This is a genomic window from Paenibacillus sp. MB22_1 (assembly GCF_047200555.1).
In the GTDB taxonomy this organism is placed as follows: domain Bacteria; phylum Bacillota; class Bacilli; order Paenibacillales; family Paenibacillaceae; genus Fontibacillus; species Fontibacillus phoenicis.
On sequence record NZ_JBLADV010000001.1, the window covers coordinates 1,216,984 to 1,233,984 of the forward strand.

At 47.5% G+C, this 17,001-nt stretch carries 16 protein-coding genes and 1 pseudogene; 13 read left to right on the forward strand and 4 right to left on the reverse strand.

Annotated features, from left to right (window positions below):
• Positions 1-107: 107 nt before the first annotated feature.
• The 3 genes and pseudogenes from ACL02P_RS05635 to ACL02P_RS05645 all read right to left on the reverse strand — a co-directional run bounded on the left by ACL02P_RS05635 (position 108) and on the right by ACL02P_RS05645 (position 3,968).
• Entirely contained in the window at positions 108-1,367 is a 1,260-nt protein-coding gene (locus tag ACL02P_RS05635) for a trypsin-like serine protease (RefSeq protein ID WP_009227136.1), read from the reverse strand.
• A 274-nt stretch (positions 1,368-1,641) separates the two neighbouring features.
• Positions 1,642-2,121, reverse strand: a complete 480-nt coding sequence (locus ACL02P_RS05640; protein WP_157273566.1) for a hypothetical protein — start codon at positions 2,119-2,121, stop codon at positions 1,642-1,644.
• A gap of 201 nt (positions 2,122-2,322) precedes the next feature.
• Positions 2,323-3,968, reverse strand: a pseudogene (locus ACL02P_RS05645) (IS1634 family transposase).
• A gap of 181 nt (positions 3,969-4,149) precedes the next feature.
• On the opposite strand from ACL02P_RS05645, the gene ACL02P_RS05650 reads away from it, so the two are divergent.
• Entirely contained in the window at positions 4,150-4,380 is a 231-nt protein-coding gene (locus ACL02P_RS05650) for a hypothetical protein (protein WP_009227133.1), read from the forward strand.
• Positions 4,381-4,516: 136 nt separating this feature from the next.
• Here the strand turns inward: ACL02P_RS05650 and ACL02P_RS05655 are convergent, their stop codons facing one another.
• Positions 4,517-5,710, reverse strand: a complete 1,194-nt coding sequence (locus ACL02P_RS05655) for a transposase (protein ID WP_016311143.1) — start codon at positions 5,708-5,710, stop codon at positions 4,517-4,519.
• A gap of 159 nt (positions 5,711-5,869) precedes the next feature.
• Here ACL02P_RS05655 and ACL02P_RS05660 point away from each other — a divergent pair, with 159 nt between their 5' ends.
• The 12 genes from ACL02P_RS05660 to ACL02P_RS05715 all read left to right on the forward strand — a co-directional run bounded on the left by ACL02P_RS05660 (position 5,870) and on the right by ACL02P_RS05715 (position 16,969).
• A complete protein-coding gene (locus ACL02P_RS05660; RefSeq protein WP_127576060.1) occupies positions 5,870-6,115 on the forward strand; it encodes a hypothetical protein in 246 nt (81 codons plus the stop codon).
• Positions 6,112-6,489 (forward strand): retropepsin-like aspartic protease, encoded by a 378-nt coding sequence (locus ACL02P_RS05665; RefSeq protein ID WP_127576059.1) that lies wholly within the window; start codon positions 6,112-6,114, stop codon positions 6,487-6,489. Before ACL02P_RS05660 ends, ACL02P_RS05665 begins: the two co-directional genes overlap by 4 nt.
• Positions 6,490-6,603: 114 nt before the next feature.
• Positions 6,604-6,885 (forward strand): hypothetical protein, encoded by a 282-nt coding sequence (locus tag ACL02P_RS05670; protein ID WP_412836929.1) that lies wholly within the window; start codon positions 6,604-6,606, stop codon positions 6,883-6,885.
• Positions 6,886-7,046: 161 nt separating this feature from the next.
• Positions 7,047-7,799, forward strand: coding sequence for a sugar phosphate isomerase/epimerase family protein (locus ACL02P_RS05675; protein ID WP_412836930.1), 753 nt, complete (start codon positions 7,047-7,049; stop codon positions 7,797-7,799).
• Positions 7,800-7,977: 178 nt separating this feature from the next.
• On the forward strand, positions 7,978-8,844 hold the full coding sequence (locus ACL02P_RS05680) for an AraC family transcriptional regulator (RefSeq protein WP_009226548.1): 867 nt from the start codon (positions 7,978-7,980) through the stop codon (positions 8,842-8,844).
• 162 nt (positions 8,845-9,006) lie between these two features.
• On the forward strand, positions 9,007-10,080 hold the full coding sequence (locus ACL02P_RS05685; RefSeq protein ID WP_009226549.1) for a Gfo/Idh/MocA family protein: 1,074 nt from the start codon (positions 9,007-9,009) through the stop codon (positions 10,078-10,080).
• An 18-nt stretch (positions 10,081-10,098) separates the two neighbouring features.
• On the forward strand, positions 10,099-10,809 hold the full coding sequence (locus ACL02P_RS05690) for a ThuA domain-containing protein (RefSeq protein WP_009226550.1): 711 nt from the start codon (positions 10,099-10,101) through the stop codon (positions 10,807-10,809).
• 25 nt (positions 10,810-10,834) lie between these two features.
• Positions 10,835-11,803, forward strand: a complete 969-nt coding sequence (locus tag ACL02P_RS05695; protein WP_085170310.1) for a sugar phosphate isomerase/epimerase family protein — start codon at positions 10,835-10,837, stop codon at positions 11,801-11,803.
• Between the two features lie 13 nt (positions 11,804-11,816).
• Positions 11,817-12,854, forward strand: a complete 1,038-nt coding sequence (locus tag ACL02P_RS05700; protein ID WP_009226552.1) for a Gfo/Idh/MocA family protein — start codon at positions 11,817-11,819, stop codon at positions 12,852-12,854.
• Positions 12,855-13,436: 582 nt separating this feature from the next.
• On the forward strand, positions 13,437-15,092 hold the full coding sequence (locus ACL02P_RS05705) for an ABC transporter substrate-binding protein (protein ID WP_412836931.1): 1,656 nt from the start codon (positions 13,437-13,439) through the stop codon (positions 15,090-15,092).
• A gap of 61 nt (positions 15,093-15,153) precedes the next feature.
• Positions 15,154-16,077 (forward strand): ABC transporter permease, encoded by a 924-nt coding sequence (locus ACL02P_RS05710; protein ID WP_009226554.1) that lies wholly within the window; start codon positions 15,154-15,156, stop codon positions 16,075-16,077.
• A gap of 10 nt (positions 16,078-16,087) precedes the next feature.
• On the forward strand, positions 16,088-16,969 hold the full coding sequence (locus tag ACL02P_RS05715) for a carbohydrate ABC transporter permease (RefSeq protein WP_036646363.1): 882 nt from the start codon (positions 16,088-16,090) through the stop codon (positions 16,967-16,969).
• Positions 16,970-17,001 lie beyond the last annotated feature (32 nt).

The window sequence follows — 17,001 nt, forward strand, 5'->3', positions numbered from 1 at the left end:
ATGTCCGAAAATCCTTACGGCTCAAGGCCTCAGATTACTGCAAAACGCTCAATATAAAAAATCGTCAGCCAAAAATTCGGCTGACGATTTTCGTCATAATCCCGTATTTAGTTGTTCGGGTCAACTGCTTTTCTTGTATCACTAGTATAAAGTGTTACAGAACCTCCAGCGGACAATGCCGGTCCGATTTTCGTAAAATATCCCCATGTTCCTTCCGGGTCTCCTGATACATTTCTTCCGGATACGATACCAATCAATTCAGTCGTTCTATATGCATTAAATACAATTCCTCCGCTGTCTCCACCTAAAACCAAACCGCCACCATCTTTTTTTGCTTGTATCATATCATTGAGAGTAATGGAACCATATGTCACTGGCGTACTTGTATTGGTAACAGTTCCACACGTGACTCCAGTGGTATAACCCGACTTACAAATCAACTGACCTTTCAGCACAGTCGATGTGGTTGTGTACTTATTATCATATTCTGCGTTGGCAGTATCATTGTAATAATATTTATTTCCAATATACTTGCTAGTATTCGTTAGCAAAATTAAGCCAACATCTGTTCCACCATCACGATACGCCGAAAAGTGCTGTGTTCCAATATTTGCTCCCCCTTGGGTAACTGTACTGCCTACACTAGTGATACAATGTCCTGCTGTAATAAGAAATTCTCTTGTATCTTTTGTAGCCGTCGCTGTTGTACTACATGGCCCAGAGGAAATTTTTATTCCACCACCCATTTCAGTAAATTCTGCATCTCTCGCTTTAGCGGGTTCATTAACAATGACTCCTTTTTGAACTTCTACTAAATCACCGTATTCCGATGTTAATTGTGCCGAAAATTGTTCATCAATTTGATCGATAAACAATTTAACCTTTTGTTCTTTTACATCTGTTTCAATTGAAAAAGTTTTCGGCGCAAACCCTTTATAACCAGTTTTCAATTTTCGAAGTACATCATTTTCGACAGCAAGTAATTCATTTTTTGAATATTTAACTTTCTGCACTGTAAGTAGATTTGCGGGAATAGCTTCCTTTACTTCATTAATAAATGAAGCCGTTCGGGCATCCTCTCTTGAAACGGCAGCTACAAACTGAAATTTTGGTTCGTTTTCGATATAAAACTCTCCTACTTCATTGAAACCTTCTGGACTCCCATAATGTCTGTTAATAATGTTGAAAATAGAATCAAGATAAGTTTTCTCGTACTGGAGTTGCTCTTTCTGTTTCTCATTTAACGGCAAGACGACGTTTTCGTTTTCACTAGGTGGATTTACGTGATTGCTGTCTTCTGCAAATGCAACTGACTGAAATGCTAGAACAACAACAAGAATCACTGATAAAAAATACTTCTTCATCATTTCCTCCTCCTAGATAATGGAATAAGTCCTTTCTGTTTCTAGTATTATACAAACGCCTCCTAATTTGAATAGTGAATAACTACTAATATTATGGGATTTTGTTACTAGGCTCGAATGGCTCTGAAAGGAAATGGTTTTATGTAAAATAGTAGGTCTTTTCTGGAATTACGTTTCCAGAGGAAGAGGAACAACGACACAAATTAGGAGGAGATAAGATCTCCCCCTTCAAAAATTATCTTGCGTTCATTTTCGACACCACATTTTCATTGAAACATTAGTGTTTTAGTTGATATTCCTTCTCGACCCGGTCAATCAGTTTGTTCAATTTCTTGTGATTTTCTGGAGGTTCAAGTTTGAAAAACACCCCTGAATCGAGAACCTTAAAAAACTGACCATTCCCACCGAACTCAAGCGCTTTTACGGATCCGTCCTTCATGTTAAGTTTAACTAAACGATAGTAATCCGCTGTAGCATTTCCGGTAAGATGAGTTGAGTTATTCAAGAGGCTTACAAGATTATATATGTCCGTCTCCGCATCGATCACTCCACTAACCGGGTCGTTCACACCAGTGGAAATAGTCACACTAGAAATATCCTCTTTCTTTATCATAAATTTTTCCTCATTTGAGTTAATTGCACCTTGAGGCGAAGAATTGGTATTAGGCGTTTTTGACAACGGTAAATTTCCACAGGAAGCTAAAAAAATTGAAACAATTGATATTATTGCAATGGCAAGCAAATTGCGTTTCCCCATATCCTCATCCCCCATGTCTTATTTGAATGTTTGCACTACCTTTTGACGGATTAATTCCTCTATATGTTGCATCCTTGTTTGTAGTCAAGTCGGGTACCCGGATTCGACAGTCTGTAGATGCACTAACCGCCGTAAGCCCAGTCAGGACAAGGGAAACAGCGATTGTGGATAATTGCGTGTGGTGCCTACGGATTTCGGATATCAAATCAGCGAAATATCCCATATTTTCCGGGGTTCTTCAATTTTCAGGGCAGAAACAATTGCTCGATGTTCGTCCGTCAATTCGGTTCGTTGGCACAGCTTTCCGGCGTCGAGTCGGTATTCGATCAAATGCATCGTCTGCATAGACGAGCGCACTTCGCGCCATGTTTTGCCGGTCTGGTTCTCGATGATTCGGATGAGCATGAGTCCGAGCCAGCATAACAGGACATGAGCCCGAATCCGCTCCTCCTTGCGGTGATAAACAGGACGCAACTCCAGAGATTGCTTCAGCGTTCGAAAGGCTGCTTCCACCTTCAGAAGCTGCTTGTAGCCGAGTGCAACGTCTTCGTAGACAGCGTGTCATCCGATGTTCGCAGCAAGTACTTGCCATCCAGACGTTCCATCGCTTTGACGGCATTCAGGTCAATGCGCAAATTGCCGCGTTTGTCGATTTTCAGATACCGCCTGAAAGTCGGGTGGCTGTGCAATCGGCAATGCGCCTTCGTATGCGCTTCGCCATCGAGCTCTTTCAGCCGGTTCAATTCTGCACGCAATCGCTCCAGATGTTCTTCACGCTTGGCTGCATCCCGCTTGGCTTCTTCCGGATTACGGACCAGCACATAACGTGTCCGAGCTTCACCGTCGCCGATCACGACCTCCTTGACTTCCAGATTGTCGCAAATCGTCTTGAAGCGTCCGGGATGGGCAAGAGCCGCTTCGACCGCCGGTTTCCCCGACGTCATCTTTTCCCCCGCGATGTAATGTCCGCCGGTTTGCTGAAGCACGCGCAAGTTGTCTTCGGAACAGAAGCCGCGGTCGACGACCGTAATGACGCGTCCTAACTTCCAACCGGTCAAGTCTTTCTTGACTTCCGGGATCACGGTCATGTCCGACGTGTTGCCCGGCCAGACCCAGCAACGGATCGGAATGCCGTCGCGGGTAACGGCGAAGCCAATGACGACTTGCGGCAAGTCGGGGCGATGGTCTTTGGAGTATCCGGTTTTCCGAAAGTCGTTCTCTTCCGATTCTTCCGTTTCAAAGTACGTGGAGGTGGTATCGAAGAAGAGCAAGTCGACTTCGAGATTCAGCAAATCCGCAACGGTGTGAAATACTTCACGCTGAATCGCTTCATCCGACTCCAGCAGGAAATCCATTGCCCGGTAGCCATGCTGGACCTCGAATGTCGACAGATCGGGGATCACGACTTCTCGATCGACCCAGTCCTCGACCGCCAGTTTGCTACCGGGATCCAATACGCGATTGGCCACCATCGCAAAGATCGCACGCTCTACCGGCATGCGGAATTCCCGATCTGTCAACCGACTGGTTATTGCCTCTCCAATACCAAGCTTCTTCCAGAGCTGATCAAGCAGCCACGTACCGCCAATGGCTTTCGAAGTCAACATCGTAACGGAGGCAGACCGGGTTTGCTCGGAGCCGGAAGGAAGCGGCTCACCGATAAAGCGGTGAATGCTGGCCGCGAGTCGCTTCAGACCTTCGAAGTCTAACTCATCAGCGCGGCCAAAGTGGTACAGCACCTTGGCTTGCGGCGTGCCGGTAACCGGATTGCGCTCATTGTGGGCGAGTTGGACATAACGGGTAATTGTCCCATTTTTGTTTTTACGAGAAATTTGTCGTATGTACATAGCTACATGATACAATGTATACTACAAGAAATACAACGAAAAAGTCGACTTATCCACAGAAATTTAGTGCCTACAGTTTTTCGCGATTTCGAACGATTTAGTGCCTGTGGAGAAGTCTGAAAACCAGCGTCAAATCAGCATTCTTGTTATCCACAGCACCCGAATGGGTGCCTACTTTTAGGTGGATACTGTCGAACCCGGGGTTAAATATGAGGATAAATGGGTTGAAAGAAATCTTTTGTATGTAGCGATGAGCAGACCAACTCATTTGTTTGCTTTTGCAATGAACTCTGATTTTATCTCAGAGGAACAGATCAATACGTTTAAGCAAAAGGGCTGGAATATTATGTATGCAGAAGGTGAGCAAGCAGTATTACAAAATGAAAATGGTTTAGAAATGGTTCATATCTAATTTGAGTGTTTTGCATAATTCCGTTTCAGAGAAGAAGCGATAGCATATTCACTGTCGTTAAGGGGTAATTTTCGAAAATGGTATTATATGGATGAAGAAAAGGGCAGACTTGCAGAATTTTAGAACAGCTCGTTTTTTAAGCGGCAGCCCGTTTTGAATGATGAGAAACGGCGAGCGCAGATGCAAGCAGAACAATGGCATTCAAATACTGGTGAGTTGTGACTTTCTGAATGCCCCGGACATGTGCGGCGTCTGCCGTCAAATAGGTTTTCAATCGGGAGTTGCAGCGTTCTACGCTGGTTCGTTCATTGTAAAGTTCCTTCCAACGCTTTGTATCCCGATGAGGGATGCTGTATCGCCGGAGATCATCCTTCGCATTTACTTTGACGACCATTCCATAGTTTGAAGACGAGCAGGCAGCCATGCCAAGCGGACAGTCGACTTTACCCGTGGCATGCGGGCAGCGAAATTTATGCATATCGCCGTCAACTCCCCAGTATGTCATCGCATAACCCATGGAACAGCACGGTGTTCCGTTCGAGGTCATGCCAGCAGGCGGTTCCTTCTCCCCCCGAAGATTAAGGGGAATGATGGCTTGTGCCTTGACGTTGCGGGCGGCCTCATAAACTTTCATTTGGTCGTAGCCCGCATCGAGTATGAAAAATCGTGTGCTCGTCCTGGACGCTGTTTTCTCGATCAGGCCCGGCGCCATTTCTCCATCATTGACATGCGCCGGCGTTACTTCCAAGGCGATCGGCAATTCACTTTTCGTATCGACCGCCAGATGAATTTTGTAACCAAACCATGTGATTTTATTGCCGAAGGAATCAATTTTTGCGCCCCAGTTCGCATTACCCGTTTGCTCGCTTTTGCGTTTGGGCTGCTTTTTCTCGTAAGCGCGGAGAGCGGCGCTGTCTATGGCGACGTTACTGCCTTCTATGATACCTTCCTGCTGACAGCGTGTGACCAAATCCTCAAAAAGCCGTTTTGCCAAGTCCTTTCTCGTCAGTTCTGAGAAAACTCGGCTTAATGTGGATATGGAAGGAGCTTCTCGATCCAGCGGAAGACCACACTGATAACGAAACCGGAGATCCGTATCCAAACGCTTATGCAACCCTGAAAAGGTACTTATTCCTTCAAGCGGCGCAGCCAAGAGTGCTCGTAGAATACCTTGTCTGCAGTATCCCTCAGCGCCTCGGGGTGAACGGCTTCTCAGTTCCTTGGCATACGGTCTCAGATCGAGAGAGCTGAAGAAGATCGGCAATCTCTCCTTGGGTTGAATTTTTAAAAGTTCTTCGAAGGAAAACAGACATTCTTGGAGAATATACAAAGTGACTTCCTCCATCCTTGAGGTTTTTGGGTTTGGTCACTTGAAAACTTCTCCAAGTTGGGGTGAAGTCCCTTTTTTATGTCCGAAAATCCTTACGGCTCAAGGCCTCAGATTACTGCAAAACGCTCAATTAAGAAAAATTATTGGAGGAATTAACTTATGAAATGGGATGAAGTTAGAGCCATTTATCCAAATCAATTTGTTAAATTCGAAGTTCTCCAATTCAATAAAATTGACGATAAAGAAGTTGTTTCTGAAGTAGCTGTAATTGGACCTGTTCGTGACGAAGATGCTACTTATGAACTACTAAATAGCAAGGACAATACTTTGGTTTATCATACATCCAATGACAAGATTATTGTAAGGATTAGAAAAAGTATTGGGTTAAGGAGCAAGATAAAATGAAATTTGAATATCGAGATGGATTGCTCTTTACGACAATTTTACTTTCTTATGAAGGCCGCTCAAAGACGATTGATAATATCGTGATTGACACGGGAGCGAGTCACACATTAATTTCACAGGATGCTGTTGATGATTTAGGCATTCGAGTGCAGGCTGGGGATGAGATATATACCAGCTATGGAATTGGTGGAAAAGAGCATTCTTATGTTAAGAAAGTAGACTCCATTCAGATAGCTGAACTTAAAATAGAGAATGCATTCATTGACTTTATGTCGTTTCCATACGAGCACATTAATGGATTACTAGGACTTGATATATTAATGGAAGGAAAATTCAAAATTGACCTAAACACCTTAGAACTTCGTCTGCAATAAAGATGGAAGTTTTTTTGTTTTTGACGGTCGTCGGAACAATAGTATTCATTAATCGATCATTCTTTATTAATCATTCTCAAACTTGTATGATGAAGAAGAAAGGAGGAGCTTAGAATGGAGCGACCAAGGGAATTTGATCAGGAGACCGCACTGCAGCAAGCGATGGAATTGTTCTGGGAGAAAGGATTTGAGCGAACCTCCATTCAGGATTTGGTCGATCGGACTGCAAATGTAAAAGCACCAAAAGCAAGTCCTGCGGATATTGCGAAGATTGCCATCGACGGTGTTGAAGCAGACAACTACGAAATTGTCGCCGATGAATTTAGCCGTAACGTGCAACGTGACTTTGCTGGCGGCGTACAAGCTTTGTATCCCCAATTATTCCAACAAAATTAATATAAGGAAGTTCATGATATTCGGCTGCAACAAGGATTTCTTGTTGTGGCCTTTTATCATGTCGGTTATGAAAGCGCATTATTCAGGAGCTTTTCGGAAGAAAGCGGGAAGAATGTGGGAGGTGATTTCGCTATAATGGACTCGTGAAAGGAGGAGGTTCGATGAAACCCCAAATTGCCTTGCAATTATGGAGTATTCAGGATGCATGTAAAGCGGACTTTTATGGAGCGCTCAAAAAAGTAAAAGAAAGCGGTTATGACGGCGTTGAATTTGCCGGTTATCATGGGAAAAGTGCTGCTGAAGTCAAAGGTTACTTAGAGGAACTGGGATTGCAGGTCGCGGCTTCGCATCTTTCTTTTGAGGCTTTGGAACGAGATTTCGAGGGGACGTTGGCCTTCGAGAAGGAAATTGGAAATTCTCGGATTGTGATCCCCTATGCCAGCTTCCAGACCTTAGAAGCTTGGCACGCCTTCATTGAGGAAATGGAGGAGGTCGCAAAAAAGGCGGCAGAGGAAGGCTTCGAATTTTACTACCATAATCATGCCAATGAACTCACGGAGATCCCCGGCGTGGACATTCTGGATGAAATGGTGCAACGTACGGAACAAATCGACCTGGAAGTAGATCTATACTGGCTGGCGGATGCCGGTTTGGACGCGTTCTCATGGTTAGAGATGCATAAGGATCGGATTGGTCTTTTTCATATGAAAGATATGCAGGATTCTCCTCGGGAAAGCACGGAAATTGGTTCCGGTGTCCTGCCGATGAAGGAATTCGTCCATTTCGCCAAGGAGAACGAAATCCCTTGGTTAATTGTGGAGCAAGAGGAGTTTCAGAACTATCCGCCGCTAGAAGCTACAGCGATCGATTGTCAGCGGCTTCGGGTGATGGTTGATGAGGTCCATTCAGAATAGAAGGAATTATAGCAACCCACCTTAAGCTAGAAGCGGAAGGTGGGTTTTTCATGGACTTCCCTAACCATAAGTGTAAAAAGTAAAGGTAGATGCCGCTCTCGGGTTGTCCGGATGAGTTAAGCCCCTTATAATCATACTGAACAGGACAAAATCCAACGTACAGGGAGTCATCAGGGTTATGAGCGAGTACTTGGAAATCCCGGAGTTTCAGGATTCCATTTTGTTTCGAACGTTCCTAAATGACGGAATGACGATTGTCTATCCGCATTGGCATAAAGAAATTGAAATCATCTATTCCCGCAAAGGCAAGGTGAACATCGGCGTTCGGGAAGAGATCGTCCAGTTGGAGGAAGGGGAGATCTTCTTTTTCCCTAGCGGGGAGGCTCATTATTTCTTGGCTTCGCCAGAGAGTGAACGGTATGTCTATCAGTTTAATCTGAAACTGTTTGATGAGAGAACCCTGCGCATTTCAGAGGACTCCTTATTAAATCTCTTTGAAACCGGCGAGCCGCTTAGCCGCAACTGGCCGCAGGGGTTAGCCCAGAAGGCGACGGAGCTGTTAATTCATTTATATGAAGTCGAACAGACAAAACCGATGGGCATGAATTATTTGACCCTCGGATATCTGTACCAATTAATCGGCGAGTTTTATTTGCATTTGCCAAGACGCCAAACTTCGAACTTGCCCAGCAAGCGATCCACGATTCAGCACAAAGAAACCTTGGATTTGCTGAATCAAGTCTTTGAATATGTGGAAAATCGTTATCGGGAAGTGATTACCCTAGAAGACGTGGCGAAATTCGTGGGCTTTAGTCCGTACTATTTCACTCGATTCTTTAAGGCGAATACGGGGCAGACGTTCATGCAGTTCCTGACGGAGTATCGGATCAATCAAGCAAAGTTTATTTTGGCCAACGAAAATATCCCTATGGCGGAAGTCGCCGATAAAGCCGGCTTCGCCAGCGTCAAAACGTTCCATCATGTGTTTAAAGATGAGGTTGGACAATCGCCGCTGCAGTATCGCAAAAATCTAATAGAGTCTTAAAGATCAAGGGCTTTTACGAGTTTATTCTCGGTAGAAGCCCTTGTTTGTTTTTTGAACCGGAGGGCAATATTCGGGAGTATCATGCGAGGAAATTGGGAAGAAAGCAGTTATAAATTTGGCTATAATGAATTCGACAATAGAAACGCTTTCAGGAGGGATAAGATGAAACTAAAAGTTGGTATTATCGGATGCGGTGGGATTGCAAACGGCAAGCATATGCCGGCTCTTTCCGAGGTGAAAGAAGTAGAAATGGTAGCCTTCTGCGATATTGTCGTGGAACGTGCGGAGGAAGCGAAGAAGAAATTTGGTACTGCGGATGCGCAGGTTTTTGATAACTATGAAACGATGTTAGCGAATACCGATTTGGATGTCGTTCATGTATGTACGCCAAACTCCTCGCATGCGGTCATTTCGATTGCAGCGATGGAAGCGGGCTGTCATGTGATGTGCGAGAAACCGATGGCGAAGACGGCTGAAGAAGCGAGAAGCATGGTCGAAGCGTCCAAGCGGACCGGCAAGAAATTAACGATCGGTTATCAGAACCGGTTCCGGACGGATTCGAGATATTTGCACCAAGTTTGTGAAGAGGGCGGTTTGGGTGAAATTTATTTTGCTAAAGCTCATGCGATTCGTCGCCGCGCGGTACCAACTTGGGGCGTATTCCTGGATGAGGAAGCGCAAGGCGGAGGTCCATTGATCGACATCGGTACCCACGCGCTTGACCTGACGCTCTGGATGATGAACAACTACAAGCCGAAGTACGTGGTGGGGAAAACGTATCATAAATTGTCCCAAACGAAAAATGCAGCGAATGCATGGGGACCTTGGGATCCGGAAAAATTCACTGTAGAAGACTCCGCATTTGGTTTTGTCGTGATGGAAAACGGGGCCACCATCTTCCTGGAATCCAGCTGGGCGTTAAACAGCCTGGACGTAAAGGAAGCAAAAACGACGCTGTGCGGAACCAAAGCAGGCGCCGATATGAACAATGGCCTGACCATCAACGGGGAAGACCACAGCCTGCTGTATGAGAAGAAGATCGAGCTGCAAACCGGCGGCGTTGCTTTCTACGACGGTGCAGGCGAAAGACCGGAGGTGCTTGAAGCCCAATCCTGGATTCAGGCGATCCTAAATGATACCGAGCCTGTCGTGAAACCGGAAGAAGCCTTGGTGGTTACGGAAATTCTAGAGGCGATTTACAAATCCTCGAAGACCGGCGAGCCGGTATACCTATAAGATCAAGGAGCGATATCCATGATTCAAGTCACCGTATGGAACGAATATCGGCATGAGAAGACCAATAAAGTCGTTCAAGAAGTATATCCGGAAGGGATTCACGGGCAAATTGCAAAGTTTCTCCGTGAGGACCAATTCAAAGTGAAGACGGCAACGTTGGACGAACCAGAGCATGGCTTGACGGAAGAAGTATTAGAGGATACGGATGTCCTGATCTGGTGGGGGCATATGGCCCATGATGAAGTTCAGGATGAAATCGTGGAACGCGTGCATAAGCGGGTGCTGGAAGGTATGGGGCTGGTTGTGCTGCATTCGGCACATTTCTCCAAAATTTTCAAGAGACTCATGGGAACCTCTTGCGACCTGAAATGGCGGGAAGACGGGAAGCATAGCCGCATTTGGAACGTGAACCCGAGCCACCCGATTGCCGAAGGTATCGGCGATTTTATCGAGTTGGAGAAGGAAGAGATGTACGGGGAGCATTTTGATATTCCGGCACCGGACGAGCTGATCTTTGTCAGCTGGTTCCCTGGAGGCGAAGTGTTCCGCAGCGGTTGTACGTTCCGGCGGGGGAACGGGAAGATCTTCTATTTCCAACCTGGCCATGAAACGTATCCGAGCTATTATAACGAGAAAGTGCAGAAGGTCATTAAGAACGGGATCCGCTGGTGCGCTCCAACCCAAAATCTGTATCCCGTTTACGGCCACTATGAAGCACGTGAAAAATAAGGTAAACCATTAGGAGTGAAGAGCGATGAAACTGGGTGTATTTACACCATTGTTTAATCATTTAAGCTTTGAAGAGATGATTGAGGAAGTGGCCAAGAAAGGATTGCAGACGGTTGAAATCGGGACCGGCGGTTATCCGGGCAACGCTCATTTGGATATTGATCAATTGCTGGCCAGCAGCGATGCGAGAAAAGAATATCTCGCCAAATTAGCGGACAAAGGCCTCGAAATTTCTGCGCTTAGCTGCCACAACAATCCGATCTCCCCGATCCCAGAAGTGGCTGCCGAGGCGGACACCTTGCTGCGCAAAACGATTAAACTGGCCAGCTTGCTGAACGTTCCGGTCGTCAACGGATTCTCCGGCGTATCGGGCGGGAAACCGGGGGATACCCAAGTGAACTGGCCGGTCTTGCCTTGGCCAACGGAATACGATGACAACTACAATTACCAATGGGAGCAGAAGCTGATCCCGTATTGGAAGGAGATCAACAAGGAAGCGGAAGCGGCCGGCGTGAAAATCGGGATCGAACTCCATGGCGGCTTCCTGGCTCATACGCCATACACCATGTTGAAATTGCGTGAAGCAACCGGTAAAGCGATCGGCTGTAACCTGGATCCAAGCCATTTGTGGTGGCAAGGAATTGATCCGGTTGCTGCGGTTAAGATCCTTGGGGAGGCTGGTGCGATCCACCACTTCCATGCGAAGGATACGTATCTGGATCAGGATAACATTAATATGTACGGGTTAACGGATATGCAGCCTTACGGCAATGTGAAGACGCGTGCCTGGACGTTCCGTTCGGTAGGCTGCGGCCATGACCTGAAGGTATGGTCGGATATCATCTCCGCATTGCGCGTATATGGATATGATTATGTGCTCAGCATCGAGCATGAAGATCCGATCATGTCGGTGGATGAAGGCCTCACTCGTGCCATTACTAACTTGAAATCCATCATGATCCATGAGCAGCCTTCTGCCATGTGGTGGGCGTAAAGGAGCAAGCAAGATGTCGAAGATCAACTTTGCCGTCATCGGCTATGGCGGGATGGGCTCTTACCATGCCCACAACCTCATTCCGGCAGAAAGCTCTCGCTTTCATGTCGTGGGAACCTATGATATTTCCGGAGAAAGACAGCAAATCTCCAAGGGCAAAGGCCTGCATATCTATGGCAGCCTGGAGGAAGTATTAGCCGATAACAACATCGAAGCGGTCTTAATCGCGACCCCTAATGATTCCCACAAGGAAATTGCGATTCGCTCGATGCGGGCCGGCAAACATGTCGTTTGCGAAAAGCCGGTGGCGATGAATACCGAAGAGCTGGATGACATTTTGGCGGTGGCTGAAGAGACGGGCAAGGTCTTTATGGTTCACCAAAATCGGCGATGGGACCCGGACTTCCTTATCATCCGCCAGTTGTATCAGAACCGGACGATTGGGGAGATTTTTCAAATCGAATCCCGCGTTCAGGGGGCGAACGGCATTCCAGGCGATTGGCGTCATTTGAAAAAGCATGGCGGCGGCATGCTCCTGGACTGGGGCGTCCATCTGCTGGACCAACTGCTGTGGCTGGTCGATAGCCCTGTGCAAAGTGTATTTTCCGATTTGAGCTATATCTTAGGTGATGAAGTCGATGACGGATTCATGTGCTACATTACTTTTGAAAATGGCGTGAAGGCGCTGGTCGAAGTCGGCACCACCAACTATACCAAGCTTCCGCGCTGGTACGTGAAAGGCCTTGAAGGGACTGCGAAGATTAACGACTGGGATTTGTCCGGCGAAATCATCGCGGCTACCGGCCGTGAGGATGTGGCGGCTCCAACCCCAATCCAAGCGGGCGTGGGACTCACCAAGACGATGGCGCCTCCTTCGGAGGAAGCTACGGAGAAATTGGCTTTCCCTGAACCTAAAGCAGATTTCGTACCGTTCTATCAGAACTTCTATGAAGTCGTACGCGAAGGCGCTGAGCCGATCGTGAAGAATCAGGAAGTTCGCAAGGTGATGAAGCTGATGGATGATATTTTACAGTCCTGTCATAAGGGATGACCATATAACAACACTAAAGGCTAGCCGTTCGCGGTTAGCCTTTTGCTGCTTGAATACATCTCGCAAGTTCTCGAATGCTCAATAGCGGTTCAAGTCTTTAAAGAGGGAGAAAAAAGCCTTAAACGTCGAAACCGTATTGTTTTGGGTCGTTCCAACAGGGACGGAAACGTCGGGAGAACGGGAACTCATCGGTTATGATCTTGACGGAAGCGACGGTTGGTTATTCACGTGGGACTTTGGCAGTCGCAGTATGCATGACCGTATCGTAGTTCAAGCCTTGGGCAGTGATCAGACATCCCAAGCTCAACAGATGATTTTGGTTACCGCCGAGTGAATTTGGATCGCGTGTTAGAGAACTTTGTTAAGAAATATTGTGGGGAACAAAATTAAGGTAGAAGCTCACTGAACCTAAGCGTTCGGTGGGCTTTTTTACATAGATCATCAACCGCATTTCATAAATCATCAATCTGCCCCAAACGAAATCAACATGCCATTGGAGGTTTTGCCCATAGGCCGCCCTGTGGATTGTTCGTATGCTGAGGATGGGTTAACTCCCATCACAATTCATGGAGGGGAAGGTATATGAAGACAAAATCCTTAGCCCGCTGGGTCTCAACCGGCCTAGCCATCGGCTTGCTTAGCACCATGCTGCTGGCATGCTCAAACGGGGGGCAGACAAACAGCGCAAAATCCAATGAAGGGGGAACAGATGCTGGCGGCAACACCTCGGTCACCGAAACGGGGGCGACTTATCCAATCCAAACCGATAAGAAGCTAACGTATTGGGGGGATTTGACCGGGAACCTGATCGGGATTGTGAATTCCCATAACGATGTTCCATTCTTTCAGAAGTGGCAGGAAAAAACCGGGGTTCCGCTCGAATTTACGGCACCGCCGGCAGGTCAAGCCCGCGAGGCGCTGAACGTCATGCTGGCATCAGGCGATCTGCCGGATATGATCGAATACAACTTCATGAGTTTTCCCGGCGGCCCGGAGAAAGCGATCAGTGACGGGTATATTTTGCGTCTGAACGATCTGGTCGACAAGTACGCGCCCAATCTGAAGAAGTATTTAGAGGAGCATCCAGATATCGATAAGATGGTGAAAACCGACAGCGGCAGTTACTACGTCTTTCCGTTTATCCGGGGCGATGAGTATCTGCAGGTCTTCCAGGGGCCGATGATCCGCAAGGACTGGCTAGATGAACTTGGACTGCCGGTGCCGGAAACAATCGACGAATGGACGACCACGCTCCGTGCGTTTAAGGAGAAAAAGGGAGCTGCCGCTCCGCTCTCGCTGGTCAGCAAGCCGCGCTTCTTTAATGAATCCTACAACGGAGCGTTCCTGGGTGCATATGGGGTGACTCAAGGGTTTTACCAAGAAGACGGGAAGATCAAGTTTGGTCCTGCGGAACCCGGATTCAAGGAGTATTTAAGATTGTTCCAATCTTGGTATAAAGAAGGGCTGCTCGATAAAAATATCGCGACGGTCGATGGTAAAGCGCTCGACAGCAACCTTGCTTCCGGAGCAACGGGTGCCACGATCGGCAACGCTGGCGGCGGGATGGGAAAATGGCAGCCGTTGATCGAGGCGAACGATCCGAAAGCAGTGCTTGTGGCAGCTCCTTATCCGGTGCTGAACAAGGGCGAGAAGCCCAAATTCGGGCAGCGGAACCAACCGTACTCCTCTGAAGGCACGGTCGCGATTACAACGGCCGCCAAGGATCCGGAGTTGGCAGTACGGATGCTGGATTACGGGTACAGTGAGGAAGGCCATATGTTCTTCAACTTTGGGGAAGAAGGCGTCAGCTACGAGTTGGTGGACGGATATCCGAAATACACCGACTTGCTCATGAAAAATCCAGATAAACTCGCGCCGGCGCAAGCGATTTCGTTATATGCCCGCGGCAGCTACAACGGACCGTTCGTACAAGACAAACGGTATGCGGAGCAATTCTTCGCCCTGCAAACCCAGCGGGATGCGATCGAAATTTGGAAGAACACCGATGTCGCGAAATACCAATTGCCGCCGATTACGCCAACGCCGGAGGAAAGCTCGGAATATGCCACGATTATGAACGACATCAACACGCTGGTGGATGAGATGACGATCAAGATCATTTTAGGGGAAGAATCCGTGGACCAATTTGAAAGCTATGTAGAAAAAATGAAGTCGCTTCGCCTGGACCGCGCCATCGAGATTCAAACTGCAGCGCTGGAGCGTTACAACAATCGATAAGGAGCATACGGGAGGGCGTATAGGCCCTCCCGATTTGAAATGAGGTGAACCCCTAAAGCGCATGAATAAACCCGTTTCCTTCAAACGCCGGTTGATCCGGGACTTTCGGTTAAACAAATATTTGTATCTCATGATGATTCCCGTTATCGCCTACTACGTGATTTTTCATTACGGTCCGATGTATGGCGCAATCATCGCTTTTAAGGATTTTTCCCCGGTTAAGGGGATCTTGGGGAGCGACTGGGTTGGTCTCAAGCATTTCGAAGAGTTCTTCGGGAGCTACTATTTCTTGCGAGTTCTCAAAAATACCGTACTCATCAGCTTATATACGCTGATCTTTGAGTTCCCCGCGCCGATCATCCTGGCTTTGCTGATCAATGAAGTGCGCCGCCGCCGCTTCAAACGGGTCGTGCAGACCATTACGTATATGCCGTATTTTATCTCCTTAGTTGTGATCTGCGGCATCATTACGGACTTTACGAATGCGGACGGCCTAATTAACCGGCTGTTTATGCTGCTTGGGTACGATGGTCAAGCGATGCTGCAGAAGCCGGAGCTGTTCCGGCCGATCTACGTGTTGTCGGAAATCTGGCAACGCATCGGCTGGGAATCGATCATCTATATTGCCGCGTTGATGAGCATCGATCTCGAGCAATACGAAGCCGCTCGAATTGACGGGGCCAGCCGGCTGAAGCAAATGTTCTATATCACCCTACCCGGCCTGGTACCTGTCATCACCATCATGTTTATTTTGCGGATTGGGAACTTGCTGAACGTTGGTTTTGAAAAAATCATTTTGCTCTACAATCCGATCACCTACGAAACGGCGGATGTTATTTCCACCTTTGTGTACCGCAAAGGGTTGCTGGAATTCGGCTGGAGCTATAGCTCGGCCGTGGGATTATTTAACTCGGTGATCAATCTCGCGCTGCTCATCTCCGCGAACTACATCAGCCGCAAAGTGAATGAAAACAGCTTATGGTGAGGTGGAAGCGATGAAGACGGAAAGCGGTTGGATGGATCGATTATTTAATGTGGTGAATTATACCCTGCTGATTTTGCTCGTGATCGCGACCTTGTATCCGTTGGTCTATGTTCTGTTAGCCTCCCTTAGTGATCCGGCGCGCCTGTTGGCTTATAAAGGACTGCTTTGGAAGCCGGTGGGTTTCAGCCTGGAAGCCTATCGGGCCGTGCTCGCCAACCCGGGGATCGGAATCGGGTTTCGTAATACGTTGTTTATCGTCGTGTTTGGAGTGACCGTGAATATTTTCATGACTGCCCTGGGCGCTTACGTATTGTCCCGCAAAAACGTGATGTGGAACAAGGTCTTTATGTTCATCATCGTGTTTACGATGTTTTTTGGCGGCGGCTTGATTCCGATGTACCTGATCGTCAAGGGCGTAGGTCTATTGGATTCGTTATGGTCCACGATCATCCCGTTTGCAGTCAGCACGTTTAATCTGATCATCATGCGGACGTCATTTATGGGCATCCCGGACAGCTTGGAGGAGTCGGCGAAGATCGATGGGGCGAATCACTTTACGATCCTGTTCCGAATTATCATCCCGCTCTCCATGCCCGTGATTGCCGTGATGATCTTGTATTATGCGGTGGACAAATGGAACGGGTGGTTCTATGCCTCGGTGTTCATCCGAAGCCGGGAGTTGTTCCCCTTACAGCTCGTGCTCCGCGAAATCCTGATCTCGAACTCGACGGACAGTATGTCGATCGGCGCCTCCGCCGGAGACCGGTTCCAGATCGGGGAGACGATCAAATATGCGACGATCATTGTGGCGACGTTTCCGATCATGTGCATATATCCGTTTTTACAGCGTTATTTCGTGAAAGGTGTTATGGTCGGATCGTTGAAGGGGTAATGGATGAGGGGGAAGTCCCACGAGTAAAGGTA

What these genes read in the sequence shown, in the direction of transcription:
- ACL02P_RS05700 (WP_009226552.1), top strand. Translation starts at nt 11,817, where the DNA reads ATGTCGAAGATCAACTTTGCCGTCATCGGCTATGGCGGGATGGGCTCT.
- ACL02P_RS05695 (WP_085170310.1), top strand. Translation starts at nt 10,835, where the DNA reads ATGAAACTGGGTGTATTTACACCATTGTTTAATCATTTAAGCTTTGAA.
- ACL02P_RS05635 (WP_009227136.1), bottom strand. Translation starts at nt 1,367, where the DNA reads ATGATGAAGAAGTATTTTTTATCAGTGATTCTTGTTGTTGTTCTAGCA.
- ACL02P_RS05705 (WP_412836931.1), top strand. Translation starts at nt 13,437, where the DNA reads ATGAAGACAAAATCCTTAGCCCGCTGGGTCTCAACCGGCCTAGCCATC.
- ACL02P_RS05715 (WP_036646363.1), top strand. Translation starts at nt 16,088, where the DNA reads ATGAAGACGGAAAGCGGTTGGATGGATCGATTATTTAATGTGGTGAAT.
- ACL02P_RS05660 (WP_127576060.1), top strand. Translation starts at nt 5,870, where the DNA reads ATGAAATGGGATGAAGTTAGAGCCATTTATCCAAATCAATTTGTTAAA.
- ACL02P_RS05665 (WP_127576059.1), top strand. Translation starts at nt 6,112, where the DNA reads ATGAAATTTGAATATCGAGATGGATTGCTCTTTACGACAATTTTACTT.
- ACL02P_RS05640 (WP_157273566.1), bottom strand. Translation starts at nt 2,121, where the DNA reads ATGGGGAAACGCAATTTGCTTGCCATTGCAATAATATCAATTGTTTCA.
- ACL02P_RS05685 (WP_009226549.1), top strand. Translation starts at nt 9,007, where the DNA reads ATGAAACTAAAAGTTGGTATTATCGGATGCGGTGGGATTGCAAACGGC.
- ACL02P_RS05670 (WP_412836929.1), top strand. Translation starts at nt 6,604, where the DNA reads ATGGAGCGACCAAGGGAATTTGATCAGGAGACCGCACTGCAGCAAGCG.
- ACL02P_RS05675 (WP_412836930.1), top strand. Translation starts at nt 7,047, where the DNA reads ATGAAACCCCAAATTGCCTTGCAATTATGGAGTATTCAGGATGCATGT.
- ACL02P_RS05710 (WP_009226554.1), top strand. Translation starts at nt 15,154, where the DNA reads ATGAATAAACCCGTTTCCTTCAAACGCCGGTTGATCCGGGACTTTCGG.
- ACL02P_RS05690 (WP_009226550.1), top strand. Translation starts at nt 10,099, where the DNA reads ATGATTCAAGTCACCGTATGGAACGAATATCGGCATGAGAAGACCAAT.
- ACL02P_RS05680 (WP_009226548.1), top strand. Translation starts at nt 7,978, where the DNA reads ATGAGCGAGTACTTGGAAATCCCGGAGTTTCAGGATTCCATTTTGTTT.